Genomic DNA, 26,351 nt, shown 5'->3' on the forward strand with positions numbered 1-26,351 from the left:
CCGGGCGTTCGCCAAGAGATACGGGTCAGCGGCCGTGGCCGTTCATTCGATGTCCTCCTCCAGGACCAGTCGGGCGAGGTCCCGCTGGGGGGCGGGGACGGCGCCGGTGTGGGCCAGCAGGGGGATCGGGACGTGAAGGGCGTTGCCCAGCGAGGTGTGCAGCTGGTCGCGCTGGCCGGGGTCCAGCTCGGACTGGGCCGTGGCCTCGCCCTTCGGCGGGTGCAGGGCCCGGCCCAGGGCCGCCAGCGGGGACAGCCAGTCGGCGCCCTTCGACAGGTCCTCGCCCGGCGGCAGGTCGCCCACCGCCGCGAGGGCGGCACGGGCCACGGGCGCGTCGGTGTGCTCTTCTCCTGCGCCGTCGGTCTGGCTCAGCAGCCCGTTGCCGTAGGAGCGAACGGTGTGCAGCTGGGTGTCGTCCAGCTCGGCCGGGAACCGCAGCCGCGCCAGGCGGGGGTCGGCGGCGATCCGTTCGAGCGAGGCCCAGGACCGGACCAGCGGCTCCACGTGCAGCGAGCGGGTCGCCCGCAGCCCCAGGTGATGGGCGAGCAGGACCGCGCCCCTGGCGTGCGGCGGGCTGCTTCGGCCGTGCCGCTCCAGCAGGAGGGTCACGGCCAGGACGTCCGTCAGCTCCAGATCCAGGTCGGCCGCCTCGGGATCGGCGCTCAGGTGGTACGCGGCCGCGCCGTGCTCGGTCAGCCAGCGCCGCAGGGCCTGGCGGGCCTCGGGCGAGAGCGGGACCTCGGGCTCGCGCAGCAGCCGGCGGGCCTCGACCACGACCTCCTGGTCTTTGCAGGTCGCGAGCTGTTCCGCGTGCTGTTTGGCCGCGGTCGTCGCGGCGTCCACGGCGAGGCGTTCGGGGAGGTCCACCCGGTGCCGGCGGCTGCCGACCGGCACGACGCGGACGGCGCCCCGGCCGTGCCCGGTGTCCAGCCGCTCCACCTCGCACCACAGCTGTTCGCCCGTCCGTACGCCTTCCTCCTGGGCGGGCCGCAGTTGCACGAGGACTCCGGTGGGCAGGGCGCGCGCCACCCTCGGCTGCGGTCCGTCCGCCGTCCGCTCCCGGTCCTTGCCGGGGGCGACGCGGAGCCGGGTGCCGGGTCGCAGCGCGAGCCGCGCCCGCTCCACGTCGCGGGCGTGCAGCACCGACACCGTGTCGTCGGCGAGTCGACGGACGCGCAAAGGCCGTGCGCCGTCGACGAGTGCGGCGCGCAGCTCCCCGGCCGTGGGGTCGGGCAGCCACGAGGCCCGCTCCACCGGCATCCAGTGCCAGCGCCGGTCGCGGTCCGCCTCCAGCAGCAGACCGTGCGGCGGCCGGTCGGGCCCGTCCGCCGGGACCAGCACCCCGCGCGGTGTGGCGTGCAGTTCGTCCGCGTGGGGTGACAGCGGGGCGACCGGCAGACGGACGTGGAGCACCGGGTCGGCGCCAGCTTGCGGGCCGCGGTCGCCGGGGATCGTCGACTGGCACCACAGCCGCTGGCCTCGTCTGTTCTCCTGCGCCTCGTGCGGCGAAAGGCCGCTGAGGAAGCGGGCGGCCTCGACGGCCAGTCGCTCGGGAAGTCCGGGCACGACCTCCCGCAGGGGAAGCAGATGCAGTGCTCCCCCGCAGCGCACCACGAGATCGCCGCCGGCCTCGGCCAGCGCGGTGCAGAGCATCGTCGCTCTCTCCGGCAGCGTCCCGGCCGGCTGGAGCCGTCGGGACACGGTGACGGACTCCTCGCCCCACTCCTCGACGGTCACCGGCAGACAGCCCAGCTGCTCCAGCAGCGCCGCCGGCCCGTCAGCGAGCAGGTCGCGCAGCCAGCCTCCGCCGGGCCATCCGGCCGCGGCCTCGCTCAGCTCGACCCGGCGGTGCGGCAGGCCGAGCAGCGTCGGGTCGCCCTGCGGGTCGAGGCCGAGCAGGGCGCAGTCGCCGGACGCCGGACCCGCTTCGGGGGCGCCGGTCAGGGTGTTGGCGGCACTGTCCAGGACGACCGCCGTCGCCCCGGGCATGGCGGAGTACAGGAAGCCGCCCGGGGCGAGTTCGGCGGCGGGGTCGATCACGGGGTAGCGGCAACGGAAGTGTTTCACCCCCAGCTCGACGCCGTTCCTGCCGGGCAGCGCTCGGACGGGCAGCCACACCCGGTCCCGCAGGCCGGCCGACCAGGCGGCGCGTGCACCTGGGCGCCAGTCCAGGAGCCGCAGCTCGCGCGGTGCGGCGAGCGCGCCCCCGACGACCTCCAGGCGCACCTGGTCGCCCGGGCCGAAGCGGTCCCAGGAGAGATGGGCCAGGGGGTGACCGGCCGGCCCCGTGACCAGCTGGCCGTGGACCTCGATGACGGCGCCGGGGCTCAGTTCGAGCCACAGGCCGTAGGCGGCGCCCCTGTGGTCCCGTGCCGGTCCGGCCACGGTGTACCAGGCGGAACCGGCCGGTCGCGGCACTTCGGTCAGCGTGGTCGCGGGCAGCGCGAAGTTCCTCAGCAGCCGGTCGGAGCGGTAGCGCAGGGTCCAGCCGCCGCTGCCGTCGTCGTCGAAGAAGACGGGTGCGCGCCAGCGCTCGGCGGCTCCCGACCCGGCGGCGCCGTCCGGCCGGCGCTTGGCCCAGTGGGCGCGGATGTCCTCCACGGAGCCGTCGGCGAAGCTGAGCCGGGACCAGGGGACGGGTCCCTCCGGCGCCTTGCTGCCGCCGAGTCGGAGGGGCCTGATGACAGCCTCCGCGCTGTCCTTGTTCCCCGCGTCGACCCTCGCGGCCCGCACCTGGGCCCGGGGGCCGGGCGGCACGGCCGTCACCTTGGCGCCGGAGCGGAGCAGCATGGCGGTCTGGGGCAGCCGGGTGTCGCGCAGTCGGCTCGCGAGGGCTTCGGCCACTCCGACGGACAGGGCGGGCAGCCCTCGCACCCGGAACGCGGCGCGGCTGTCGCCGCGGCTCGCGGACTCCTCGATGAGCGCGACGCGGCCCCGCCTGTCCCGGTGCAGGTAGTCGTGGTCGGGTCGCTGGGCCAGGCCGACGAACAGTCTCTCGCCGCCGCGCGGGTAGAGCCGGACGATCGCGCCCTTGCCCGCCTCGTCGGCGAACTTCCAGGAATCCTGGGGCAGTTCGAAGATGACACCGGGCAGGACCTCGACCGTCCGCCCCCGCTCGTCGGCGACCACCGCGAGCAGCGAGCCTCCGGCCTGCCGTACGGCGCTGACGAGGGTCCGCGCGTCCCTGGCGGGCGCGGAGGTGAGTCTGCCCCGCCAGGTGCCGGGCGTCGCGCCCTGACTCACCTCGACCAGGAAGACGACTCCCCTGTACCGCAGGGCCGGGTCGGACTCGTCGGCTGCGCCGTTGCCGTCGCCGCCGACCTCGTCGTAGATCCGGGGCAGGAGGTTCGGCCGTACGGAGAAGTCACGGGGGTACACCCGCACCTTCAGCTCGGTGCCCTCGGGCTGGCGCACCGACTCCGGCAGCTTCAGGGTGAGGTACGTGCTGTCGGCGGTGCGTGTGATGCCGTCCGCGACCATGAAGAGGCGGTTCCTGGCAGGGCCTCTTCCGTCGTGCGCCCCGATGAACCGGGGTTCCACGTAGCGGAAGGTCCGCACCACTCCGTTGGTCTTGAGGTACTGGTCGCGGTCGAAGCGGGCCAGCACGCACAGTTCCGTCGCCTGGGCGCTGTCCCCCAGCAGCCGCAGCACCTTCTCCCGGTCGGACCTGGAGAGGTGGGCCGCGATGTTCACGTCCTGGAACCGCTCGTCGGCCCGCGGCAGGAAACGGGGTGTCAGCCTGACCCGGCGAATCCGTACGTCGCCGGTGCTCGGGTCGGCGAAGACGGTGACCTGGTGGAGGAAGCCTTCGTCCTGTGCCTCGTGGGCGACCCGGGTACCGGCCTGGACCCGGATGTCCCCCGAGCGGAAGTCCACCCTGACCCGGCCGGACGCCTCCTCGCGGTAGCTCAGCCGCACCAACTGGTCGCCGTGGAACAGCGGGAACGCCTCGCCGCAGGGCTTGCCGTCGCAGGTGAGTTCACCGGGGCGCAGCGCGACCGTGTAGCCCCGCCCCCACTCGAAGTGCCACAGGGTCTCCCCGCCCTGCCGGAAGGTCCCCACGTAGTGCAGCCTGCGCCGCAGTTCGCACACGCGGCCCTTCTTCGCGGACAGCGTCGTGGACAGGTAGCGGGCGAACTGCGCCGCGTCGAGCGGCGGCACCTGGCGGGACGAGGCGACGAGTTCGCCGTTCTCCACGACGACCTGCGCCCTGACGTCGTTCAGGGAGTACCGGACCGCCCGTACGAACGGAACGTCGTCGCGGCGTACCGGGAGCCGGTGCCCGCGCACGATCAGCGTTCTGCCGCTGAGTTCGCCCGTTTCCGTCTGGGGTACCCCGTCGTCGTAGGCCTGGCGCCAGAGGTCGTCCTGGGTGCGCGGCCGATCCGGGGCGGCCTTCGACGCGGCGCGGGGGCGGGGGCCCACGTCGAAGCCGCGGCGCAGCGCGATCAGGCTCGGACTCCCGTCGGCCGGCTCGTCCTCGTGGGGGCCGTCCGAGGCGATCTCGAAGTGGACCCCGGTGATCGGGACCTTGCCGGCCACGATCCTGCTGGCCAGGGCGGAGGGCACGGTGCCCACCACCACCGCGGACGTGCCGATCCGTGCGAGCACCAGCTTCATCTCGCTCGAGCGGACCTGGCAGGTGCCGACGGCGACGCGCACGTTGACCCGCCTACGGGGGCGTTCGGCCGGGGGCGGGGCGGGGGCCAGGACGATCTCGCCGGTGCGCCGCTGGGTGTACAGCGCGGACTCCTGGTCCCCGGGGCGGCGGAAGAGCCCCTGGAACTCCCACGGCTGCCCTGGCAGCGTCGAAACCCTCCGCACCTGGTGCAGCGGGGCGCCGCGTACCTGGCGCGGGGTGAACAGCCAGCCGTCCTGGGTGCGTGTGCCGCGGAACGTGGCGCCGGCGTCGCGGACGGGTGCGCGGAAGGAGGCGACGGGCAGCGCGCACAGCCGCGGCTCCTCGCCCGGCGCGCGCAGCCAGACGTCGTAGGAGTCGACCGAGCCGTCGAGCAGCTGGACGACGACCCCTTCCAGCCCTGTGTCGGGAGGTGTGCTCGTCCCGAGGCGCGCGCACAGGTCCTGGTCCGGGAGGGGGACCAGGTCCCGGTCGGACCGCGCGGCCACGGCGGTGACCCGCGTGACGCTCAGCGTGAGGCCGTCGGTGATCCTGTCCTCGAAGAGCAGTCCGGAGCGCTCCAGCAGGACCGGGAAGCCCTCTCCCGCCGTGGCCCCGACCGTCGGCGTCGTGGCGCCGGGCCGGCCCAGGGACCGCACCGGGAACGTGTCGCCCGGTGCGATCTGCCAGAACGCGTCGAACCGCGCCCCGCTCGGGGGCTGTTCGGCGTTCTCCAGGCGCTGGACGGGCAGCAGGTCGCCGATCACCCTGACGTCTCGGGCGGCCTGCTCGTCCCAGGGCCACGGCTGGAACAGCCGCTCCTCGCCGTGGCCGGACTCCACTCCCTCGACGGTCACCCGGGCCGGAAAGCGTGCGCCCCTCGGATAGCCGGCGAGGTCGTCGACCTGCACCTGCCAGACGAGGGTCTTGTCCGCCCTGGTGTCGTCCCGTTGGGCGGTGGCCCGCCACGGCCGTGCCTCGGGTTCGTTGAAGAGAGCCAGCCAGTCGACGTTGCGAGTGTCGCGGCCCGCACCCGAGGCGAGGGCGGGCCACCGCTGCTCCGCTCCGGCGGGCGGGTCCGGGAGCAGGTCCAGCCGTCGATCGGGACCCTCGGCCAACGCCACGTAGACGAGCATCCCGGGGGCGGGCGCCGCGCCGTTCTCCTGGAGTGCGTCCTGTTCGGGGGCGAGCGGTCCGTGCGCCGCGGGGCTGAGAACGGCCGTGAGCGCCTCCGGATCCGCCCAGTCCTGGGGCCGCAGCAGATAGCTTCGGCCGGCGACGGTCGAGAAGCGCCGCGCCTCGGGCTCCTCGGGGCTGTCCGCGCCGCCCGCGTACACCAGGACCGTCGCGCGCCGGTCGTCGGGATCCAGGTACGGCAGGTCGGCGGCGACCAGTTCGGTCAGCGAACGGTCGACGGGCAGCCAGCGGTTCGTGGCCGCGTCCCAGCGTGCGAGGGTGTCGAGGGCGGTCGGGGCGGCGCTGTCGCCCCGCCGGGCGACCACCTGCGAGAGGTCCGGCTCCCAGAGCACGGCGGCGGCCCCGCCGTCGACCGCGTCACCCGGCACGCCGTCCACGGCGACGCGCACCGTGCCGTCGTCGTTGCGGACGCGCGCGGTGCGCACCTCGCCGTCGCGCGGATCGGCGCGGCCCGCCCGGCGCGCCGTGTCGCCGACCGCCTGTTGCCAGGCCTCACGCGCCTGGTCCCACACCACCTGCACCACGCAGGGTTCGCCGACGCCCAGTTTCCCGCCGTCCTCGGCGAACAGCGGCGCCCCGGCGCCCCAGTTGATCCGTACGCCGGCCGGCGCGGCATCGCGCGCGCAGACCATGCCCAGGACGGTCCGGGACCGCGGGACGTTGCGCCATGCCGCGAGGCGCGCCTGTCGTTCGTCCGTGGAGAGGACGCCGAGATCGGTGGCCCCAGAGCCGTCCCACCCGCTCTCCTCGGGCTCCAGCTTGCTGGGGCCGAGACCGGACCACGGCTCCCCGGTCCGGTGGCGCACGCCCCGGGCGACGACCAGCCGGGGGTCCGCCCGCTCGTCCCCGGGACGGCCCGGCAGGCTCAGCGCATACCGCTCCCACGACCTGACGAAGACGTCCCCCAGCGTCTTCCCGGGGTCGGACGTCAGTTTTTCGGTGGCCGCCGCGGCGACGAACGCGCGGACCTGTGCGTCGACATCGGCGCGGGACCGTCGCCCCTCGATCACCTCCCACGGACCGGTCGTGGGCTCAAGGGCCCGCTGCGCGTGCCAGTTACGGCGGCGGATCGCGTCGAGGGCCTGTTTCCGCAGCCGGTTCATCCCTTCGGGCGGCAGCGGCTGCGCGGCGTCGGGGCCGGGCCTCAACGCCTCCTCCGACAGCAGGATCTGGTAGTAGCGCGGGGCTTCGGCGCTGAAGGCCACGACGCTGGCGACGACCCGTTCCAGGACCCCCCGGACACGGTCCTGGGCGTCCACGCCCCGGTCCGGTGTCCGGAACATCTCCAGGGCCGCCCTGCGGATGAAACGGCCCAGGTGGTTTCTGTGGGTGACGCTGTCCATCAACCGGTGCCAGGAGGTGAGCCACTCCTCGCCGTGGCGGATGGTCTCCGGGTGCTCCGCCTGCAGCAGGGCCGCCACCCTGAGCGTCTGCAGGGTCAGCGGGACGGCGCCGATGTTGGTGAGGAACTGTTCGAACGGCGGTCGGTAGTGCTTCCACTCCTCCTTGTCGAGCGGGTCGGGGACAAGCCGTCCGATGTTGTCCTGGTTGGCCTCCCACGCCTGCGCCGTATAGCGCTCGGCGACCAGCAGATCGTCCAGGCGCAGTCCCGGCTGTACCGGCTCACCACGCCGGCGAGCGGCCTTGTACAGACTGTCGTGGCGCTCGACGCGCTGGCCCAGCCGGTCCGGCGCCATCCAGTCCCGGTCGATCTCGGCGAGGGCGGCCGTGACGAGATCCGGCGTGAAGTCCTCGCCGAGCGACCTCAGGAACGGTTTGGTGGACCCGTACTTCTGTCGGCGGGCGGCCTTGCCCTCCTTCTGCGCCTTCTCGGCGTCGGCCCCCTCCTCCGCCCGGTCGATGGGCAGGAGACGGTCGACGGCCGTCGTCAGCAGTCGGCGGGCATGGGGCGTCCTGCCGTCGAACCAGCGCGGCCCGTGTGCCTCGTCGGTGCTGGTGAGCCGGGCGCCGGCCGCGGAGTCCGTGATCCAGTCCCGTGCGCCGTTGAACGCGGGGCGCGAGAACAGCTGGTACCACTGGGTCTTCTCCTGGGCTTCGCTGACGTCGCCGGGGCCGTCGATCAGGAAGTCCGCGAACAGTGCCACGGGGAGCTCGGGGTACAGGCCCCGCCCGGCTCGTCCCACGGTGAGGTGGCCGTGCATCACCAGCGCGGCCAGGCGGACGTCGACGGTCAGCACGTCCGGGCGGGACTGGGTGCGCAGGGCGGTGAGGAAGAACCGGCAACTGGGGTCGGTGAAGACGTCCTTGGCGTGGAACAGGAAGGCCACGGCCGGATCGGTCGGCCGCCGCCCGTCGAAGTCCAGGGGCGGGACCGGGTCGTGGGCCTCGCGCAGGAGCCGTACCGCGACCGGGGCCAGCGCCGTGACCCGCAGCAGGTCGAGGTGGTCCCAGCTCCGGTACCAGGTGGTCGGGGACTCCCTCTTGCCCTTGACGGAGAAGCGGTTGTCGCCCCGCCACATCCAGGGCGAGCACACCACGTGCGGCGCGAGGCCGTCCGGGTCGTCGCGCCAGGTGACCGCGGGAGCGCCTCCGGGCCGGTAGGGCTTGCGCACCATCGTGCCGATCCAGTCGACGGCCGTCTGCCGCTCGGAGTCGGTCGCCTCGGCGGACGGCAGAACGGCCAGCGCGCCTGCGAACAGGGTCCGGTTCTCGTACCAGGCGGGCGCGCCCCACCAGCGCGCGGCCGACGCCAGCGCCTGGGCGGGCGCGTCCTCGGCGAACAGTTCCCACAGGACCAGCTGCCACAGGGTGGTCCGCACCCGTGCGTCCGAGAGGCCGACCGACCCACAGCCCAGCCGGGTCAGCACCTCTTTCCCGCGCGCACCGACACCGCGTCTGTCCCCCGCCCAGCCACGCAACAGCAGGCCGGTGCCCAGCTCGGTCTCGAAGCGCGTCGCGAGGTCCTCCAGGTCCTCCACGTCCTGCAGGTCCTGCGAGTCCTCGGCGGATGCGTGGTCCCCGTCCTGGGGGCGGGCGGGGAACCAGGACCGGGCGGCGGCCGTCAACAGATCGGGTTCGAGGTCCGCGGAGCCCTGCCCCGCGTGCCACACGGCCGTGCGTACGGCGTCGTCCGCCTCCTCGGGGGAGGCGGCCAGCACGGCGTCGACGGCGACGAGCAGCGGCAGCCGTCCCAGCCGGTTGGCCAGCGCGTCGGTGACGACCTCGGGGCGGTCGTCTCCCACGCACAGCTTGGCGGCGTCGTCCGGGTCCTGCGCCACGGCGGCCACGAGCAGGGTGAGGGCGAGCGTCTCGAGCACGGTGCCGTCGACGTCCTGGTAGGGGGTCGCCTCGGTGGGCACGGACCTGGTCCGCTGGTCGCATTCGCCCAGCAGTGTGCCGATCCGCTCGACGTACTCCGGGTGGCGGGAGCCGTCGAGGGCGTCTTTCAGCAGGTCGCTCAGTCTCTGCCGGGTGCCGGCCTTGGCCGGGGCCGCCCACTCGACGAGGCCCTCGCAGAGTCGGGTGGCCATGGCCAGCGCGGCCACGCCGAGCGCGCCCCCGCCGGCCTCGGCGTCACCCTGTTCGCCGCCGTGCGCCGGCCGTCGCGCCGCCGCGAGGACGTGGGCGAGTCCGTGCAGCCGCAGCGACGGCTCGCACTCCACCAGTTTCTCGACGGCGGCGGCCAGTTGGTGCTCGTCGCTCTTCCTCGAGCGCAGGATCTCCAGGATGTCCAGGTAGTCGGCGCTCTGCCGGATGGTGAGACCGAGACAGGAACAGAGGTACCAGGCAGCGAGCACGGACTCTCCTCGTGTGTCGATGAGGGGTGGTGATGGTGGTGATCGGGCGGTGGTCGAACAGCGGTGGTCAGACGGAGGCGGCGAGAGGCGGGTGCGGGGTGAAGAGAGCGCGGCGCAGCCCCTCGGCGAAACGGAGGTTGTCGCCGTCGGGTTCGGCGGGTTTCGCGTGGAAGCCGACGGCTCGCCGCATCCACTCGGCGCGTTCGTCCCTCAGCAGCCGCACGGAGGCCGCCTCCAGCGGCCGGGACGCGAGCGCCGCCCAACCCGCGGGCGACAGCCGCCCGTTGGGGAACTTCGGCTCGGCAGGGGCCAGTTCACGGATCGACAACGACCGGCCGACGCCGGCCCGCAGCGCGATGGCCGCGGCTTCGTGGCTGCGCAGACCGAGCAGGAACTCCAGGTCGGCGGCTCTGCCCTCGGCCGTGTCACGGCCCTTGGGCGCGGAGCGCAGGTAGGCGAGCACGTGGCGCAGGTCCTGGGGGACCTGGTAGTCCCAGGGCGGTCCCGGGACGGCCCGCGCGGGATCGTCGCCACGACGGAGGAGCCCCAGCGCCACGCGGGTCCGGACCGGCTCGGGGAACAGGACGTGCGGCAGCGACAGCGGGGCGATCGGCTTGACGCCCTCAGCGGGTTCGCCGCTCGCGGTGGGAAGCCCTTCCGCGGCGGTGAGCCAGACGTCCAGGTGATCTTCCCGGGTGGCCGCGGCGGCCAAAGAGGCGTAGCGCTCCTCGTCGTCCGGCTCCCGTGCGAGCACGGTGAGCAGTGCCTCGGTCTCGGGTCGTGCGCGCGTCCGGAACAAATACTTCGCCAGGAATACCGGATCCGTCATCAGATGGGAGAGCCTGCCCGCCTTCAGTTCCGCGATGTCCTTTTTCGCGACGTTCAACCGCTGCTCGGCCGCGTCCTGCTGGCCCGTCTCCCGCTCGTAGAGCTCGGCCAGAGCGCTGAGCGTCAGGTGTTCGGAGGACTGTGCGTCGGGGTGTCCGGCGGCGTCCGCATCCCCCGGGGGATCGGTTTCCGTGAGCCCGTGCCAGGCGGTGTCCCCCCATCGCACCCGGGTCAGCACCGCCGGCGCGATCCCCGAGCCGTCGTCCCGGGCAGGCAGCCGCTTGGCCGCCTCTTCGGCCGCACCGAGCAGGGCTTCCTCGTCGCTCCCTCGGACCTGCAGCAGCACTGCCGCGCCGGGGAGCACCGAGGCGACCGCCCGCATGAGGTCCACTGCGGGACGGACGGCGCCCGCAGCGCAGCCCTCGGGCGCGTCCCAGCACACCACGAACCCCATCGAGGAACCGTCGGAGTGCGCCTTCACGTGCGCGTTCCAGCCGTACGGGCGGGAGACCAGGAGGTTCAGCGCGTCCACAGAGCCCGGGATCTCCGCGCCGTCGCACGGCAGTTCGTACCACTGCCGCCGGGGTAACAGCGTGGTCCCCTCCACCGGCCGCCCGGGGGGTGTGGTGGCGGGCGCCAGCGGGCCCCACTCCACGCGGTCGAGTTCGTCGGCGAGCCGGGTGCCGGGCCGGTCGGCCAGCACGCCGCGGATCGGGCCCCGGTCAAGGCCCCACAGGACGTCGAGTCGGCACGGACCCTTGTCGTCGTCGTATACGAACCGGCCCGCCATGGCCCGCTTCTCCGACAGGGCCGGGAACGCCGTGAGTTCCTCGCGTGCCACGGCCTGCGCCGGCAGCCGGAACCGGGCGTCCGGCGCGGACCCGGAGATGTGGAGCACGGGGAGCCATCCGTGCTTCGGCACCTCGTTACGGGCCCGGGCCAGCGCGTTCTCCACGGAGTCGCCGTCCTTCAGCCCGGCCAGGAAATGCCGGGTCAGCTCGGCCGCCACCTTGTCCTCGACCAGGCCGCGTATCCCGATCACCCACGGGACTCCGCCTTTGACGAGTGTCGCGGCCACGCTGCTCCAGCCGCTGGGCGTGTCGGCGACGCCGGTGCCTTTCTCCGTGGCCGTGTGGCACGCGGCGAGGACGGCCACCTGCACTTTCGCGGCGACAAGGGCGCCGGCGAGCTCGGTCGCGGTCATCAGCTCCAGGCCCTCCCCGCCGGGCCCGGTGAGCACGATGCCGTCGGGGGTGCCGTGGCCTCCGAACACGAACGCCCAGGCCTTCGTCCCGAGGACGTCGCGCAACTGGGCGCGGCTGACGGGGTCCTGGGTCACCACCGGCTCGAAGCGGGTGTCCTTGAGCCGATAGGCGGCCTGCCGGGCGCTGGTCGCGGAGATGTGCCCGCCGACGCCGGCCTTCCTCTCCGGGAGTCCGAAGCGCCCGCGGCCGTCGAAGACGTCCAGCGCGGTGGCCACGACCACCGGCCCGCTCTCGTGGGCGAAGCCTTCAGCTTCCGTCTGCTGGAAGGAGCCGGCATGCCTGCGTGCCACGGACACCGCCTCGTGGCCGTACAGGAACCGCCGTTCCGGTCCGGCGCCCGCGGCGTTCACCGCCACCGAGCTGATCTCCCAGGGCACGGAGGCCAGTTCGGGGTCGGCGGTCTCGATGCACAGCCGGACTCCGGCCCGCCGCTGCCGGGCCTCTTCAAGGGCGGTCCGGAAATAGGCGTCGACCGGCTTGGGAAGCAGTGCGCTCCCCATGATGCGCGCCATATCGGATTCCGTGGTGCCGAGTTCGTCGAACCTCTCCGCGAACGTCCGTACGTTCTCGAGGTGAAGCGACCTGTCGGGGACCCGGACGCCGTCCTCCACCGCTTCCACGTGGAAGCAGAGCCTCCCGGAACCGCCCCCGGTTTCACCGGTGCTGTCCGTCGGGTACGTCCGGATCAGGCGAACGGTGAAGTCCTGATACTCGAAAGGCCTGTTCTGCCCGACCACTCTGCCGTGCCCCCTTGCCCGGGCCTCAGGCCCCGGTGACGTCTTCGGACGGCCGAGGCGAGGCGCGCTCTCGTCCCCCAGATTACGTACCGATGAACAGATTTGTGTGAGAAAAGGTACTCCTTGACAGGACTGAGACTGGCACGATGTCCGGGCGCCCTCAGCAAGCCGTCTCCGGAGGTGTCAGCAGTCGTGCCTTCCAACCGTTCCGATTCCGGACGTCCCGCCTTTTCCGGCGTGCCGGACGGCGTCACCAACTCGCGGGTCCAAAGGGCCGTCCACGGCGCCGGGTGGCACCAGCTCTCCGACGGGACCCGAGCCGCTCTGGTCGAGCTCTACGACCGTGGCGGCGGTCTGGACGCCGACGAGTTCGAGGAGGGGCTCGCGGAGCTCATCCACACGCACACGGACCTGCAGGACCTCGTGACCGTCAACGGCGAGTTCCAGGAGAACTCGGACCCGCGAGGGACCGACATGCCGGCCGAGCCGGATCCCGGGGCGGCCGGGCTCCCGAACCCCTTCGGCAGCGCGAACGCCCAACAGCCGCCGCCACCGCCGCCACCGCCGCCGCCGAGCGGCGGGGAGTCCCAGGCGCGAAGGTAGGCGAGAAGGCAAGAGGGGAAGCCAAGGGGAGAAGATGCCGACCAGTGTCGTCGCGCTCGTCGTGCTGCTCGTCTCCGCCGCACCCGGGTACGTCTACGTCCGTATCGTCGAGGTGCGTCGACAGCGACGCCGGCGCACCTCCCTCCTGGAACTCGTGGACCTGGTCTGCGTGGGAGCCGTGGGGAGCGCCCTGGGGACGCTGGCAGTGCTGCTGCTCGCGCCGCACTGGACGGCGCTGCTGCCGCTCGAAGGGCTGCTGAAAGGCTCCCCCTACCTCACCGTTCACCCCTGGCAGGCCATCTGGTCGGGTGTCCTGGCGTTCACGATCAGCCTGGTGATCGCGGTGTCGGCCGGGGTGGCGGTCGCCCGGTACAAGGGCACGTCGGTCCGGCACACCCCCTCTCCCCCGCTGCGCAGGGCCGTCGAGCTGACCCCGCCGGGGCATTCGCTGTGGCTGGCGGTGCAGTTGACCGACGGACGCCTGTGGGAGGGGAAGCTGCTGAGTCTCGACGGCGAACGGGACACGCTCGGCGAGGGCGACCTGGTGCTCCAGTGGCCGCTCGCGGTCACCGAGCCCGGGCAGGAGAGGCGCCATCACCCGGCCCGGTTCGTGGCGATACCCGGCCCGCAGATCGTCCTCGTCCACGGAGCCGACCTGCCGCCCCAGCCCCGCACGCCCTCCCCGGAACCGACCGCCGGCCCGGAGCCGCCGGACGCGACAGCGCCCTAGCCAAGACATCGTCCCGTTGTGACCCAGGCCGACGGGAGCCTGTTCGCGGTCTGCACCCGCCTGGTCGAGGAGTCTGTCGGCAACCTCGGCGACCCGGAGGACGTCCTCATCGTCGACGGCGCCGGCTTTCTGAAGAAGGGCACGCGCTCGGCAGGAGTGCACCGGCATGGATACCGGGGCCGGGCGGCCCGGTGGGTTGAGGGGTCGTGGCGGCGGCCGGCGGGTCGGTCGGCTGTCTAAGGTACAGAGAGATCACCGCCTGCCCGGGAGTTCCCATGATCGGTATCCGTCGGAAGAGAGCCGCCGACACCCTCGATGCCATCGAGCCTCCGAGCAACGCCGAGACGGTCGTCGGGGTGCTGTCGGTGACGGTCCTGGTGGAGGTCCTCGGCGTCCTGTCCGGGTCCGAGGTGTGGCTCCTCGGGCTGCTGGTCTTCCTGCCGGGGACGGCGTCGGCGCTGTGCACCGTCCAACAGACGAAGTTCGTCGCCGCGTGGACCACCCTCTTCGTCACCCTCACCGTGCTGCTGCGCACCGGCATGGGCGGCAGACCGCTCGACCGGACGCTGCTGGTGCTGCTCACCCTCGCCCTGGGGGCCGCCTCCGTCTACGCCTGCCACCGGCGTATCGGGCGCGAGCACGAGATGCTGCGGCTGCGCTCCACCGCCGCCGCCATGCAACGGCACATCCTCCACCCCCTCCCGCTGCTCACCGACGACGTCCTGGTCAACGGCGTCTACGATCCCGTGCAGGAGGACCGGCTCGTGGGCGGCGACATCTACGACGTCGTCGCCTCCCCCTGGGGCACGCGGGTGCTGATCGGCGACGTGCAGGGCAAGGGCCTGGCCGCCGTGGGCGCCGCGTTCGCCGTCATCGGCGCGTTCCGCGAGGCGGCCCACCGCGAGCCCACGCTCACCGCGCTCGTCGACGCCCTGGACGCCTCCGTCGTACGGCACAACTCCTACGCCGAACAGACCGGCGACGACGAACGGTTCGTCACCGCCCTCATCATCGGCGTCGACGCGGGCGAGGAGGTGCAGGCCGTCAACTGCGGCCACGTGCCGCCCCGGCTGGTGCACGAGGGCGCCGTCAGCACTCCGCCGCTGGACTCCGGCGTCCCGCTCGGGCTCGCCGAGCTGGCCGCCGAGCCCGCGACCGTGGACTGGTTCGCGTTCCCGGCCGGTTCGACGCTGCTGCTGACCACCGACGGCCTCACCGAGACCCGCGCCGCCGACGGCACTTTCTACCCGGTCGACGAGCGCCTGATGAAGCACCTCGACCTGTCCCCCACCGAGCTGCCCCGGGCGCTGCACGACGACGCCCGCGGGTTCGCCGGCGGGGGTCGTCGGCACGACGACGTCGCCGTCCTGACCGTCCGTCGGTCACCGCTCGGCTGACCCCCCCCTGGCACGCGCTCAGCTCGTGCACACGGTTCTCACAGCGAACCGGGAGAGACTCGGCCCATGGCTGGCGTCCCCGGTACCCGTGAAGGCACGGTTCGCGTGCTGATAGTCGACGACGAGCCCGAGCTCACCGAGCTGCTGTCCGCGGCCGTGACCGAGGCGGGCTGGCGGTCCTTCGCGGCGGAGGACGGGCGCGGCGCGCTGCGCATCGCCCGGGACTGGGCCCCGCACGTCGTCGTCCTCGACGGGATGCTGCCCGACGTGGACGGCGTCGAGGTGCTGCGCCGGCTACGGAGCGAGAACAGGCGGCTGCCCGTGCTGATGCTCACCGCGCGCGACGCGCTGGAGCACCGGATCGACGGACTGTCGGCGGGCGCGGACGACTACGTGACCAAGCCGTTCTCCCTGGAGGAGGTCATGCTGCGGCTGCGCGGTCTGCTGCGCCGGGCCGGGCCGGCCGAGACGCCCGACCAGGGCCTCGTGCGCACGTTGGGCGACCTCGTGCTCGCCGAGAGCACCCGCGAGGTGCAGCGCGGCGGAACGCCGATCCAGCTGACCACCAAGGAGTTCGACCTCCTGCGGTTCCTGCTGAGCCATCCGCACCAGGTGCTCAGCAAGGCGCAGATCCTCGACCACGTCTGGAACGCCTCGTTCGACGGCGAGGGAAACCTGGTCGAGGTGTACATCTACGGCCTGCGCGCGAAGATCGACAAGGGGCGGGCGCCGATGATCCGCACCGTGCGCGGGGTGGGATACGCGATCAGAGCCGCGGACGAGTGGACGTGACGGGCCGGTGGCGTTCCCTGCGGGTCCGGCTCGTGCTCTTCGTCTCGGTGACCCTGGTCGTGGTGTGTGCGGCGATGGCGCTCACCACGGTGTTCGTCCAGCGGGTCTACCTGCTGGGGGACCTGGACCAGCGCGTCACCGACGCCGCCGAGCGCAGCCAGGGCGGGTTGCAGCGCCGGACGGGCGGTGCGACGGATCTGGGGTTCCTCAACGAGCGTGGGCAGCCGGCCGGCACGCTGGCGGCCCGTTTCGCCGACGGGCAGGTCATCGCCGCCGAGGTGGTGACCGCGGACGGCCGTCAGCAGGTCCTCACCGCCGCTCAGCGCGCCGCCCTGAAGGGCATCGGCACGGACGGGTCGCTGCACACCCGCACCGTCCCTGGGCTCGGCACGTACCGGGTGACCGCCCTCGGCGGCGACGGGGTGCCCGTCCTGGCCGGGCTTCCGATGGCCGACGTCCAGCAGGTGATCGACCGTCTGGTCGTCGTCGAAGCGGTGATCGCCGCCGTCGGTCTGGGCGCCGCGGCCTGTGTCTCCGCGGTGGTCATCCGGCGGCAACTGCGTCCGCTCGGCCGGGTCGCGGCCACCGCCGCCGAGGTCGCCCGGGTGCCGCTGGACCGCGGCGAGGTCGCTCCGCTCGCCCGCGTCGCCGCCCGGGACACCGACCCCGGGACCGAGGCCGGCCAGGTGGGCGTCGTGCTCAACCGGCTGATCGACCACGTGGAGTCGTCGCTCGCCGAACGCCGGCGCACCGAGGAGCGCATGCGCCGGTTCCTCGCCGACGCCGGCCATGAACTGCGCACCCCGCTCGCCTCGATCGCCGGGTACGCCGAATACATGAACGGCGACCAGCGGACGATCGAACCGGCGCTGGCCTGGCAGCGCGTGTCCGCCCAGTCGGCCCGGATGACCGACCTCGTCGAGGACCTGCTCCTGCTGGCCCGCCTCGACGAGGGTCGGCCCCTGGAACTGACCGAGGTGAACCTCGCGACCCTGGTCGCCGAGGCGGTCTGGGACGCCCGGGCCGCGGGGAGCGGGCACGACTGGCAGCTCGCGCTGCGCCTCGACGGCCCGGTCCCGGTCGTCGCCGACCCGTCCCGGCTCCACCAGGTGGTGGCCAACCTGTTGGCCAACGCCCGGGTGCACACACCGACCGGCACGAAGATCACGGTCGTCGTGGAGACGGTCGAGACGGTCGAGACGGCGAAGAACGCGAGCGCGGCGGCCGGCGCGCGGTGCGTGATCCGCGTCCGGGACGACGGGCCGGGCATCCCGCCGGAGCTCCTCCCGACGATCTTCGAGCGCTTCACCCGAGCCGACGGCTCCCGCTCCCGTGCCTCCGGCAAGGAGGGCGGCTCGGGCCTGGGCCTGGCCATCGCCGCGGCCCTCACGCAGGCGCACGGCGGCCGTATCGAGGTCGAGAGCGAGCCGGGACGCACCGAGTTCTCGGTGACGCTCCCCATCGGCTGACGGCCCCGCCGCCGGGCTCCCCCGAACTCTAAGCGCTCTCACAGAACGGCAGGTCAGGTCGTCCGCGCCCGCTGTGCACGCGCCCGCTCCGACCGCCGTCACGCCTCCGCTTCAGGTCCGCCTCAGTTCGCTCGGCCAGAGTGATCACCCGGCGGCGCTCCATCGTGGAGGCGCCCCTGACGAAGGGAATCAGCGACGATGACCGAGCTCGACTCCGGTGCACCGACGGCCCACGAGCCGCAGTCCGAGGCCGGCCGCCGCGCTCACGCGAGCCGCCGCAACTTCATGCGCAAGGTCTTCTTCGCCAGCGGCGCCACGGCCGTCGCGACCATGGGCGGCGCCGGGGCCTGGGCCGCGATGGCCGACGACGCCACCCCCACCGCCGACGCCTCCGCGTCCCCGAGCGGCGCCCCCAGCGGCGCGCCCAGCGGCGGGCCGGGCGGCGGCGCCGGCGGTCCCGGCAACCAGTCGATCACCGAGGACTTCTTCGGTCTCACCACCGACGGCAAGCGGATCGACGACCTGTTCGCGATCCACTCCACCGGTGTGAAGACGGCCCCCGTCCTCACCGCCGCGAACGCCTTCCTGGCCGGCCTCACCGACACCCAGAAGACCTCGACGCAGTTCACGATCCACGCCACCGAGTGGCGGTTGTGGAGCAACATCGACTCCTACGACCGCCAGGGCGTCTCCCTCGCCGATCTGAGTGACGATCAGAAGGCCCTGGGCACCGCCCTGTTGAAGTCCGCGCTGAGCGCCGAGGGCCTGGAGACCACCGAGAAGATCCGCAGGATCAACCAGGCGGCGGGCGAGGCGATCAACAACACGACCGCCTTCAACGAGGACGCCTACTACTGGACCGTGATGGGCACCCCGTCGGCGACCGAGCCCTGGGGCTTCCAGTTCGACGGCCACCACCTCGTCGTCAACTACTTCATCCTCGGCGACCAGGTCGTCATGAGCCCCTGCTTCTGGGGTTCGGAGCCGACGTCGATGGAGATCGACGGCGAGACGGTGACCGTCTGTCACGAGGAGGTCGTCGCCGGCCTGGCCTTCATCAACTCGCTGACGGAGGCACAGCAGGCGGTCGCCGTCGAGTCGGCTGCCAAGTCCAACGAGTCGATGAAAGCCGGCGCGTTCTCCGACAACGCCGTGCAGGCGTACACCGGCATCCGCGGCAACGCCCTGACCGCCGCGCAGAAGGCGAAACTCCTCGGCATCGTGCAGGCCTTCATCGGCCGCGCCAAGGCCGACGTGGCGAAGGTGAAGCTGGCCGAGGTTCGCAAGCACCTCAACGACACCTACGTCACCTGGGCCGGCGGCACCGGCGACGACGACGCCTTCTACGTCCGTGTGCACAGCCCGGTCGTGTGGATCGAGGTCGACTGCCAGGCCCCGGGGCCGCTCGCGGGCGCGTACGGCGCGACCCAGGGCAGCGGCGCCACGCAGAAGCACGTCCACTCCGTCGTCCGCACGCCCAACGGCAACGACTACGGAAAGGAACTGCTCAGGCAGCACTACCTGACCTCGCCGCACCACCAGTGACAGCGGCGATCTGACCACCGGGCCGGGACCCCCGTCGTCCCGGCCCGGTTTCGCGTCGTGGGAAAGGCGGTATGCCGCCCCCCACGGGCCGATTCGTCGTGCCCGTTGGGCCCCCGGCCCTGGGGGGTCTATCGTCTGAACCGTGGGCCAGAGCGTTGGAGGGCGGCCGGTGATGCCGCAGGATGAGGCCGTGATCGGCTGTACGGGGAAGGTGCTCGTCGGAACCCGCGGGTCCGCGGGCCCCGGCGAGATCCTGGTGCGGGTCAGAGGCGGTTCCGAGACCTTCCTCGCCTGGTCGGAGGATCCTCTACCCACTGGGGCGACGGTCCTGGTGATCGAATCGCGTGGATGTCGCGAGGTCGGCGTCATCGAGTGGAGGGATCCATTGGACGCGCTCGGCGATCTCGCCGACGCCGACTGAGGAGCAGAAGACAGATGTTCGGATACCGCGTTCCCGCTCCCGACGAGGCGATGTTGATCTCGGGGGGCCGGCGGGGACTGGGGGGCGCGCCGTTCCGAGTGGTGACGGGACACGGCAAGTTCGTGATCCCGTTCTTCCGCAAGACCCGTTTCCTCACCCTGTCGATGTGCGAGTCCGAGGTCACCGAGACCTGTGTGACCAGGCAGGGCATCGCCCTGCACGTGCGTGCCGTGATCGCGTTCAAGGTCGGCAACGACCACGAGAGCATCATCAACGCCGGGCAGCGATTCCTCTCCGACCAGGACCAGATGTCCGTGCTGACCGGGCGGATCTTCGCCGGTCACCTGCGGGCGATCATCGGCTCGATGACAGTCGAGGAGATCGTCACCGAACGGCAGAAGCTCGCCGCGGAGGTGCTGGACACCTCCAAGATGGAGATGGCGAAGATCGGTCTGATCGTGGACTCGCTGCAGATCCAGTCGATCGACGACGGCGACGCCGGCTACATCGACGCGATGTCCGCGCCGCACAAGGCGGCCATCCAGCGGCAGGCCCAGATCGCCCAGGCCCAGGCCACCCAGGCCTCGGTCGAGGCGGAGCAGGAGGCGGCCCGCAAGCAGGCCGAGTACGCCCGGCAGACGGCCATCGTCAAGGCGGAGTACTCGGCCGAGGTGGACCGGGCCCAGGCCCAGGCCTCCCAGGCGGGACCGCTGGCGCAGGCCCACGCCCAGCAGGAGGTGCTCGCCGCCCAGACCGAGCTGGCGCAGCGCCAGGCCAAGCTGCGCCAGCAGCAGCTGGTGGCCGAGATCGTGAAGCCGGCCGAGGCCGAGGCCGAGCGGATCCGGGTGCTCGCCGCCGCCGACGCGCAGCGCATGAAGATCCAGGCCGAGGCTGCCGCCTCCTACGACCGGGTCGCGCTCGACCGGATGCTGATCGACCAGCTCCCGCAGATCGTGAAGGAGGCGGCCGGCGGCCTCGCCGGCGCGAACGTCAACGTCCTCAACGGCGCGGACGGCCTCGGCGAGATCGCCGCCGGCCTGGTCTCCCAGGGCCTGACGATCCTCGACTCGGTCCGCCAGAACCTGGGCGGCCAGGACTCCGGAGAGGGCCGCCGCTCGGAGGAGGGCAACGGCAGCGCCCTGCTCCAGCTGCACCCGGGCAAGGACCGCAAGACGGACGACGGCCCGGTGGACGTCGACTGAGTCCTGCCCGACCAGGCCCTGCCCGAGCAAAAGCCCGCCCGACCAGGACCCGCCTCGTCCCCGCCTCCGCCGCCTCCGCCGCCTCCGCCGCCTCCGCCGCCTCCTCCGCCGCCGCCGTCAGCGCAGGGCGCCCTTCGTGGCGTCCGCGATGAAGCCCCGGGCGAAGAACGTGAACACCAGCACCAGCGGGATGACCGACAGGAGTACCCCGGACATCACCATGCTGTAGTCGGTGGAGTGGCCGGCGTACAACTGGGCCAGCGCCACCTGGAGGGTGAGGCGGTCGGGGTTGACCAGCATCACCAACGGCAGGATGTAGTCGTTCCAGGCGGCGATGAAGGTGTAGATGCCGAGGAACGCCAGGGCCGGACGGACGCACGGCAGCACCACGTGCCAGTACAGCCGGAAGAACCCGGCGCCCTCGATGCGGGCGGCGTCCAGCAGTTCGTCGGGGACGCTGGTGGAGGTGTACTGGCGCATCCAGAAGATGCCGAAGGCGTTGGCGGCGGCGGGCACGATGAGCGCCTTGAGCGTGCCCAGCCAGCCCAGCTGCACCATGATCTCGTACTGCGGGATGATCGCCAGCTGGGTCGGCAGGATGTACATCGACAGCAGCACGGCGAAGAGGAACTTCTTGCCGGGGAAGTCGTACTTGGCGAAGGCGAAGGCGGCCAGCGAGTCGAAGAACAGCACCAGCGCCGTCGTACAGACCGCGACGATCACCGTGTTGAACAGGGAGCCGAAGAAGTCCATCTTGTCGAACAGGTGCTGGACGTTGGTCAGCAGGTGGTCGCCGAACCACAGTTTCGGCGGGTAACTGTAGATGTCCTGCGAGGTGTTCGTCGCCATGACGACGATCCAGTAGAACGGGAACACCGAGATGACGACGCCGGTCATCAAGAGGGCGTGGACGCTGAGCCCCCGCAGGCGTTTACGGTTCTGGCTGTTCACGACCGTCGCTCCTTACGCTGCACCAGACGCCAGTTGATGAGGACGATGAGCAGGATCAGCAGGAAGAAGGCCCAGACGATGGCGGCGCCGTAGCCGAAGTCGTTGTTGTCGAAGGCCTGGTGGTAGAAGTACAGCAAGGTGGTCAGACCGGCCTGGCCCGGGCCGCCGGAGTTGGGGTTGGTGGCCGCCTCGCTGCCGAAGAGCACCTGTGGCTCGGTGAAGCTCTGCAGACCGGTGACGGTGGAGACCACCACGGTGAACAGGATGATGGGCCGCAGCAGCGGGATCGTGATCGAGAAGAAGATCCGGACCGGTCCGGCGCCGTCCATGCGGGCGGCCTCGTAGAGCTCCGAGGGGATCGCCTGCAGGCCGGCCAGGTAGATGATGGCGTTGTAGCCGGTCCACTGCCAGGTCATCAGCGCGGCGATCACCAGCTTGATCGTCCACTCGTTGCTCATCCAGGGCACGGCCGACACGTGCAGGGCCCGCAGGATGGCGTTGATCAGGCCGAAGTTGTTGCTGAAGATCGCGCCGAAGAAGATCGCGATGGCCACCAGCGAGGTGATGCTGGGGATGAACAGGGCGACCCGGTAGAACGCGGTGAGGCGTTTGGTGGAGTTCACCAGCACCGCGAGCACCAGCGCCATGAAGAGCATCGGCACGGTCGACAGCACCCAGATGACGAGGGTGTTGCGGACGGACAGCCAGAACACCGGGTCGTCCCACAGGAAACGGAACTGCTGGAACCCGACGAAGTGCATGTCCCCGATGCCGTCCCACTTCTGGAAGGCCAGGTACACGGTGTAGATCACCGGGAAGAGCATGAAGACCGAGAAGATCAGGTAGTACGGCGAGATGGCCAGGTACTGCGGCCAGTGTCTGGCGACCCGCCGTCCCGGCCCGCGCCGGGCCCCGGCCGACACCGGCCGGATCCGGGGGGCGCGTCGGCCCGGACCGTGGAGACGGTCCGGAGCCGGCTGCCCGGTGGGTCCGGTGTCGGATCCGGAGGTCGGTCCGGTGGGCGCCGGGCCGGCTACCGGGCTTGACGACATGTCACTTCACTCCCTGCCGCTGGGCGATCCGCTTGGCCTGGTCGACCGCGTCCTTCCAGGCCTGCTCGGGGTCCTTGCCCTTGGCCTCGATGCTGGTCAGCTCACTGAAGTAGGGCGCGGAGACCGCCGCGTCGGCCGGGGCCTCGTAGGCGGTGGGGATCTTCTCGGCCGCCGGGCCGAAGATCTCGATGGTCTTCTGGCCGCCGAAGAAGGCGTCGCCGCCGGTCAGCGCCGGCAGCTTGTACGCGGCGGGGGCGGTCGGGAACAGGGCCGCGTCGGTGAAACCGCGGGCCTGGTTCTCCGGGCTGAGGATCCAGCTGATGATCTTGAAGGCCTCTTCGGGGTTGCCGCTGGTCGCGGGGATGGCCAGGAAGGACCCGCCGAGGTTGGACGGCCCGCCGGGCAGGCTCGCCACCCGCCACATGCCCTTGGTGCCCGGGGCGGCGTTGCTGATGTCCAGTGCGTGCCAGGCGGCGCCGATCTCGGTGCCGAGGGCGCCGTTGCTGATCGCGGCGTTCCACGTGTTGTCGTTGATCTTGGCGTCGATGCCGAGGGTGTAGGGCTTCACGGCGGTGGTCCAGGCGGTGCGGATGTGGTCCTGGTCGCCGATGAACTTGCCGTCCTCGTCGATGAAGCGCTGGGAGCCCTGGCCGATCATCATCGAGAACACGGAGCCGATGTTGTTGATCAGGTAGGTCTTCGGCACGGCCTTGTGCAGTTCGACGCCGGCCTTGAAGTAGTCGTCCCAGGTGGACAGCTGGGCGGAGACCTTCGCCGGGTCGGTGGGCAGCCCCGCCTTCGCGAAGAGGTCCTCGCGGTAGAAGGTGGCGCAGGGGCCGATGTCGATCGGGAAGCCGATCAGCTTGCCGTCCTGCGTGGTGGCCTGCTTCAGCTTCCAGGACAGGTATTGCGGTATCAGCTTGTCCGCGCCGACGGTCTTCAGGTCGACGAAGCGGTCGGCGTTGGGCAGGAAGGAGGCGATGTCCTCGCCCTTGACGCCGGTGATGTCCGGGGCGGACTGGGCGGCCCTGAGGCCGGTGAGCAGCTTGGTCTTGAAGTCGCCGCCGACCACGGAGGTCTTGAGGGTGATGTCGGAGAAGTGCTTCTTGGCGTCCGCGACGACCTTGTCGCTCAGCCCGCCGGACCAGTACCAGAGGCTCAGGTTCTTGCTGTCCTTGCTGCCGCTCGATCCGGAGCCGCCGCCGCACGCTGCGGTGGCGCCGGCCGCGGCGGCCGTCAGTACGGCGGCCTGAAGGAATCGTCTGCGGGAAAGGTCCACTGTCTTCTCCTAGATTTCGGCTGGTTCGGCGAGTTCGGCGGGTACGGCGTGTCCGGCATGTCCGACAGGGACGGTGAGTCCTGGGCCGCGATGGGGCGTGGCGGGGAGGGCCGGGTGGCTGAAGAGCATCGGCGTGGGTGGTAACCCTTCAGCCACCCGGGGTGTGTGACCTGGTCCTCTCAGACGGCGCCGACGCGTCGTGACGGCGGAATACGCCGTTCATCCGCTTCGGCCGACCGGAGTGGGGTCCGGGCCTGGCTCCGAATTACGCAAGAGAGTGCACCCAGTGCGCGGGTTTGACAAGGGTCAAGCAGATATCGAGACATTCATGCGCGACTTTGCTTGAGTTTGGCGAGTTCGCGAGTATGGTCTGCCGCATGCTCCCTGACCGAAGACATCAGCTGATCCTGCGCGCTCTGCGTGCGGACGGGCCCACCTCGGTGGTCGCTCTGGCCGACAAGGTCGGGGCGAGTCAGGCCACGATCCGGCGCGACCTGGCACAACTGGAGGACGAGGGCCTGCTCAAGCGGGTGTACGGCGGCGCCGCCCCCGTCGTGGGCGAGGACGACCCGTTCGCCGACGTGGCCGGCGTCCGGGTCGAGGCGAAGGACGCCCTGGCCGTCTGGTGCGCAAACCTCGTCAGGGACGGCGAGACCGTGCTGCTCGACATCGGCACCACCGCTCACCGGGTGGCCCGCCATCTGCGCGGCCGGTCCCTGACCGTGATCACCAGCAACCTCGCCGTCTACGAGGAGCTCCAGGACGACAAGGACGTCCAGCTGATCCTGCTGGGCGGCGTGGTGCGGCGGGACTACCGCTCGCTGGTCGGTTTCCTCACCGAGGACAACCTGCGCCAGGTCCACGCCGACCGGCTGTTCCTCGGCACCAGCGGCGTCCGCCCCGACGGACAGGTGCTGGACACCACCGCGGTCGAGGTGCCCGTCAAGCGGGCGATGATCGCCGCCAGCGCCCAGGTGGTCCTGGTGGCGGACGCCGGCAAGTTCCCCGGCACCGGGATGGCCCGGGTGTGCGGCCCCGAGGAGCTCGACGTCATGGTGACCAACGCGCCCGGGGACGCGAAGACCTGTAATCGCCTGCGCGAGGCGGGAGTCGAGGTGGTCGAGGTATGAGACTGACGATCCTGGGCGGCGGCGGCTTCCGGGTCCCGCTGGTGTACCGGGCGCTGCTGGGCGACCGCGGCGAGGGACGCGTCACCGAGGTGACCCTGTACGACCTGGACGCCTCCCGGCTGGACACCATCCGCAAGGTCCTCGCCGACCAGGCGGCCGGGCATCCCGACCCGCCGACCGTCACCGCCACCACCGACCTGGACGAGGCGGTCACCGGAGCGGACTTCGTGTTCTCCGCCATCCGCGTCGGCGGGCTCGCCGGCCGCGCGGCGGACGAACGCATCGCGCTGGCGGAAGGCGTGCTGGGCCAGGAGACCGTCGGCGCGGGCGGCGTCTCCTTCGGGCTGCGCACCGTCCCGGTGGCGGTCGGGATCGCCCGCCGCATCGCCGCCCTGGCGCCCGACGCCTGGGTCATCAACTTCACCAATCCGGCCGGCCTGGTCACCGAGGCGATGACCGCCCATCTCGGGGACCGGGTGATCGGGATCTGCGACTCCCCGGTGGGCCTCGGCCGCCGCGTGGCCGGGGCGCTCGGCGTCGATCCGGCGCGCGTCCGCCTGGACTACGTGGGTCTGAACCACCTGGGCTGGCTGCGCGGCCTGTACGCCGAGGGCCGGGACCTGCTGCCGTCCCTGTTCGCGGACGAGGCCGCGCTGACCTCCTTCGAGGAGGGCAAACTCTTCGGCGCCGACCTGCTGCGCACGCTCGGCGCGATGCCCAACGAGTACCTGCACTACTACTACTTCAGCCGCGAGTCGGTGCGCTCGGCGGGGGCCGCCGAGCAGACCCGCGGGGCCTTCCTCCACTCCCAGCAGCAGCACTTCTACGACTCCCTGGGCGCCGTCGCCGGCGCCGCGCCGGCGCCCCGCGCGGCCTGGAACGCCTGGGACGCGACCCGGCTGGAGCGCGAGGTCACCTACATGGCCGAGAACCGCGAGGCCGTCGGCATGGGGGAACGCGACTCCTGCGATCTGGAGTCCGGCGGCTACGAGCAGGTGGCCCTCGCCCTGATGCGGGCCATCGCCCTGGACGAGCGGACGACCCTCATCCTCAACGTCCGCAACCGCGGCCGGATCCCGGTCCTCGACGACGACGCCGTCATCGAGGTGCCCTGCCATGTGGACGGCAACGGCGCCCACCCCATCGCCGGCGCCCCGCTGCCCGACCACGGCACCGGTCTGGTGTGCTCGGTCAAGGCCGTCGAACGCGCGGTGATCCGGGCCGCCACCACCCGCGATCGCGCGCACGCCGTCAGGGCCCTGACCATCCACCCCCTGATCGACTCCTACGCCGTCGCCAAGCGCCTGCTGGACGCCTACCAGCGGCATTTCCCCGAGCTCGCCTACCTGGGCCGCTGACACTCGCCCGAGCGGCGGT

General features: G+C 72.0%; 15 protein-coding genes and 1 pseudogene. 11 read left to right on the forward strand and 5 right to left on the reverse strand.

Going from position 1 to position 26,351, the window contains the following annotated elements; genetic code table 11:
• Positions 1-42: 42 nt before the first annotated feature.
• Both ACIBAF_RS06310 and ACIBAF_RS06315 read right to left on the reverse strand, forming a co-directional pair.
• Positions 43-9,573 (reverse strand): hypothetical protein, encoded by a 9,531-nt coding sequence (locus tag ACIBAF_RS06310; protein ID WP_399461954.1) that lies wholly within the window; start codon positions 9,571-9,573, stop codon positions 43-45.
• 67 nt (positions 9,574-9,640) lie between these two features.
• The gene (locus ACIBAF_RS06315; RefSeq protein WP_399461955.1) at positions 9,641-12,166 is read right to left on the reverse strand and encodes a CHAT domain-containing protein; all 2,526 of its coding nucleotides are present in this window, start codon (positions 12,164-12,166) and stop codon (positions 9,641-9,643) included.
• Between the two features lie 429 nt (positions 12,167-12,595).
• Between ACIBAF_RS06315 and ACIBAF_RS06320 the strand changes: the two genes are divergently transcribed.
• The 9 genes and pseudogenes from ACIBAF_RS06320 (at position 12,596) to ACIBAF_RS06360 (ending at position 20,562) form a co-directional block, all read left to right on the forward strand.
• Complete coding sequence (locus ACIBAF_RS06320; RefSeq protein ID WP_399461956.1) at positions 12,596-13,006, forward strand: hypothetical protein; 411 nt, start codon at positions 12,596-12,598, stop codon at positions 13,004-13,006.
• Between the two features lie 34 nt (positions 13,007-13,040).
• Complete coding sequence (locus tag ACIBAF_RS06325; RefSeq protein ID WP_399461957.1) at positions 13,041-13,736, forward strand: DUF6338 family protein; 696 nt, start codon at positions 13,041-13,043, stop codon at positions 13,734-13,736.
• Between the two features lie 75 nt (positions 13,737-13,811).
• Positions 13,812-13,928: pseudogene (locus ACIBAF_RS06330) on the forward strand (IS701 family transposase); the annotation flags it as partial.
• An 83-nt stretch (positions 13,929-14,011) separates the two neighbouring features.
• A complete protein-coding gene (locus tag ACIBAF_RS06335) occupies positions 14,012-15,133 on the forward strand; it encodes a PP2C family protein-serine/threonine phosphatase (protein WP_399461958.1) in 1,122 nt (373 codons plus the stop codon).
• Between the two features lie 66 nt (positions 15,134-15,199).
• Positions 15,200-15,925, forward strand: coding sequence for a response regulator transcription factor (locus ACIBAF_RS06340; RefSeq protein WP_399461959.1), 726 nt, complete (start codon positions 15,200-15,202; stop codon positions 15,923-15,925).
• Positions 15,916-17,394 (forward strand): sensor histidine kinase, encoded by a 1,479-nt coding sequence (locus tag ACIBAF_RS06345; RefSeq protein WP_399461960.1) that lies wholly within the window; start codon positions 15,916-15,918, stop codon positions 17,392-17,394. The genes ACIBAF_RS06340 and ACIBAF_RS06345 overlap by 10 nt, the downstream gene beginning before the upstream one ends.
• A 198-nt stretch (positions 17,395-17,592) precedes the next feature.
• The gene (locus tag ACIBAF_RS06350) at positions 17,593-18,939 is read left to right on the forward strand and encodes a DUF3500 domain-containing protein (protein WP_399461961.1); all 1,347 of its coding nucleotides are present in this window, start codon (positions 17,593-17,595) and stop codon (positions 18,937-18,939) included.
• 172 nt (positions 18,940-19,111) lie between these two features.
• A complete protein-coding gene (locus ACIBAF_RS06355) occupies positions 19,112-19,360 on the forward strand; it encodes a hypothetical protein (protein WP_079663964.1) in 249 nt (82 codons plus the stop codon).
• Between the two features lie 14 nt (positions 19,361-19,374).
• Complete coding sequence (locus tag ACIBAF_RS06360) at positions 19,375-20,562, forward strand: flotillin family protein (RefSeq protein WP_399461962.1); 1,188 nt, start codon at positions 19,375-19,377, stop codon at positions 20,560-20,562.
• Between the two features lie 117 nt (positions 20,563-20,679).
• Here ACIBAF_RS06360 and ACIBAF_RS06365 read toward each other — a convergent pair whose 3' ends face one another.
• Genes ACIBAF_RS06365 through ACIBAF_RS06375 form a run of 3 tightly spaced genes read right to left on the reverse strand, consistent with a single transcriptional unit; the run spans position 20,680 to position 23,844 of the window.
• Complete coding sequence (locus ACIBAF_RS06365; protein WP_399462116.1) at positions 20,680-21,459, reverse strand: carbohydrate ABC transporter permease; 780 nt, start codon at positions 21,457-21,459, stop codon at positions 20,680-20,682.
• A gap of 50 nt (positions 21,460-21,509) precedes the next feature.
• Positions 21,510-22,565: a carbohydrate ABC transporter permease gene (locus tag ACIBAF_RS06370; RefSeq protein ID WP_399461963.1), complete on the reverse strand. Its 1,056-nt coding sequence runs from the start codon at positions 22,563-22,565 to the stop codon at positions 21,510-21,512.
• A gap of 1 nt (position 22,566) precedes the next feature.
• Positions 22,567-23,844, reverse strand: coding sequence for an extracellular solute-binding protein (locus ACIBAF_RS06375; protein ID WP_399461964.1), 1,278 nt, complete (start codon positions 23,842-23,844; stop codon positions 22,567-22,569).
• Positions 23,845-24,221: 377 nt separating this feature from the next.
• On the opposite strand from ACIBAF_RS06375, the gene ACIBAF_RS06380 reads away from it, so the two are divergent.
• Positions 24,222-24,974, forward strand: a complete 753-nt coding sequence (locus ACIBAF_RS06380) for a DeoR/GlpR family DNA-binding transcription regulator (protein ID WP_399461965.1) — start codon at positions 24,222-24,224, stop codon at positions 24,972-24,974.
• Positions 24,971-26,332: a 6-phospho-beta-glucosidase gene (locus tag ACIBAF_RS06385; protein ID WP_399461966.1), complete on the forward strand. Its 1,362-nt coding sequence runs from the start codon at positions 24,971-24,973 to the stop codon at positions 26,330-26,332. The genes ACIBAF_RS06380 and ACIBAF_RS06385 overlap by 4 nt, the downstream gene beginning before the upstream one ends.
• Positions 26,333-26,351 lie beyond the last annotated feature (19 nt).

The sequence above is a fragment of the Streptomyces sp. NPDC051677 genome (assembly GCF_044453465.1).
Classification (GTDB): Bacteria; Actinomycetota; Actinomycetes; order Streptomycetales; family Streptomycetaceae; genus Streptomyces.

Bases quoted from the DNA above. Each gene is read 5' to 3' on its own strand.
- ACIBAF_RS06315 (WP_399461955.1), bottom strand. From the start codon at position 12,166: ATGGGGAGCGCACTGCTTCCCAAGCCGGTCGACGCCTATTTCCGGACC.
- ACIBAF_RS06325 (WP_399461957.1), top strand. From the start codon at position 13,041: ATGCCGACCAGTGTCGTCGCGCTCGTCGTGCTGCTCGTCTCCGCCGCA.
- ACIBAF_RS06335 (WP_399461958.1), top strand. From the start codon at position 14,012: ATGATCGGTATCCGTCGGAAGAGAGCCGCCGACACCCTCGATGCCATC.
- ACIBAF_RS06340 (WP_399461959.1), top strand. From the start codon at position 15,200: ATGGCTGGCGTCCCCGGTACCCGTGAAGGCACGGTTCGCGTGCTGATA.
- ACIBAF_RS06350 (WP_399461961.1), top strand. From the start codon at position 17,593: ATGACCGAGCTCGACTCCGGTGCACCGACGGCCCACGAGCCGCAGTCC.
- ACIBAF_RS06355 (WP_079663964.1), top strand. From the start codon at position 19,112: ATGCCGCAGGATGAGGCCGTGATCGGCTGTACGGGGAAGGTGCTCGTC.
- ACIBAF_RS06360 (WP_399461962.1), top strand. From the start codon at position 19,375: ATGTTCGGATACCGCGTTCCCGCTCCCGACGAGGCGATGTTGATCTCG.
- ACIBAF_RS06365 (WP_399462116.1), bottom strand. From the start codon at position 21,459: ATGACCGGCGTCGTCATCTCGGTGTTCCCGTTCTACTGGATCGTCGTC.
- ACIBAF_RS06370 (WP_399461963.1), bottom strand. From the start codon at position 22,565: ATGTCGTCAAGCCCGGTAGCCGGCCCGGCGCCCACCGGACCGACCTCC.
- ACIBAF_RS06380 (WP_399461965.1), top strand. From the start codon at position 24,222: ATGCTCCCTGACCGAAGACATCAGCTGATCCTGCGCGCTCTGCGTGCG.
- ACIBAF_RS06385 (WP_399461966.1), top strand. From the start codon at position 24,971: ATGAGACTGACGATCCTGGGCGGCGGCGGCTTCCGGGTCCCGCTGGTG.